This window comes from Companilactobacillus halodurans (genome assembly GCF_009600985.1).
GTDB lineage: Bacteria > Bacillota > Bacilli > Lactobacillales > Lactobacillaceae > Companilactobacillus > Companilactobacillus halodurans.
On record NZ_VDFP01000132.1, the window covers coordinates 1 to 1,414 of the forward strand.

1 pseudogene is annotated in these 1,414 nt (G+C 35.6%); it reads right to left on the reverse strand.

What is annotated here, in order from left to right:
• Positions 1 to 248 precede the first annotated feature (248 nt).
• Positions 249 to 1,414, reverse strand: a pseudogene (locus FHL06_RS13015) (RNA-guided endonuclease TnpB family protein); the annotation flags it as partial.

Below are 1,414 nucleotides of genomic sequence, written 5' to 3' on the forward strand. Positions count from 1 at the left end.
CTAAATCATCTTTAACAATGACAGTTCCAAAGGGACCACCCTCATGAGTACCGACATTTTTTTGAGCCTCATTAGCTGCAAGTTCCATATACTTTTTATCGTACGCCATACAAAAACACCTCCTAGAAATATATACCATTATTATAGTGCAAATAAATGATGTGTGAACTACTCGGCACTAAAGTACCGAGCTTCTAGGAACACTTGACTTACCTCCAGGTATTTCAACCTTTTGGCATTGGTCATAGCTATTTTACTAAGGCTTGTTCCAAGCCTTTCTTGAGTATGTTTTTGCTTGCATTGATATCACGGTCATTGTTCGAATGGCAATTTGGACATATCCATTGGCGAATATCCAATTCATGTTTACCATCGTCATACCCACATTCAGCACAGTATTGACTTGTCTTGAAAGGATTCACAACGACTAACTTTTTGCCATACCACTCACACTTGTATTCAAGCATTGTTCTAATCATTCTCCACGATTGATTGGCAATGGCTCTAGCTAGATTATGATTCTTCAACATATTACTGGATTTCAAATCTTCAATCGCTATAACATCATAATCTCGTACAAGTTTTGTAGTTATCTTATGGATATAGTCTTTACGTTGATTAGCAGTCTTTTCAGAATATTTAGCAACCATTCGTTTAGCTTTTTAAACATTCTTATAGTCTTCAAGTGGCTTGGGTTCAATTAGGCCAACCTTTTTAGTTTTAGCTCTATCTTTGATGGCAAGTAATCGTCTTCTAGCAAGTTTACGTTCCCAGTTAAGTTTCTTTTTAGCTAAGAGCTTATCAAAACGAATAGTTGGAAACTTAATAGAGTCCGACGTGATAATTAAATCAGCTACACCCATATCTAGTCCAACTTGTGCTTGTGTTTTATCGAGTACTTGGTTTTCGTCTTCGACCGTCAACACAGCGTAATATTTACCAGCTGGACTCCTACGAATAGTAACTGATTTGATAACCTCAGGTATATCTCTACCACACTTGAATTTAACTTCACCAAGTTTTGGCAACTTGATATATGAGTTATTAATTTGCTTGATATTATGATTCACACATTTTGATTGGTAGCTTTGACGAGGATACTTTCTACTTTTAAATCTTGGATATCCAGTATGATCTTTAAAGAATTTTTTGAACGCTTCTGACAAATCTTTATTAACACACTGTAGACTAGTGCTTTCTACCTGCTTCAGATAAGGATATTCCTTCTTCAAAAGAGGTAGAAGGATATTCATATCGAAGTTTGATACAAATTTACAGTCAGGATTATTCTCATATCTATCTTTTTGCATGGCTAACATCACATTCCAAACTTTGCGAACACAACCAAAGTTCATTTCGATATGTTGAATTTGGAATCCATTGGGGTATATTCGAAGCTTAATTCCTTTAAGGG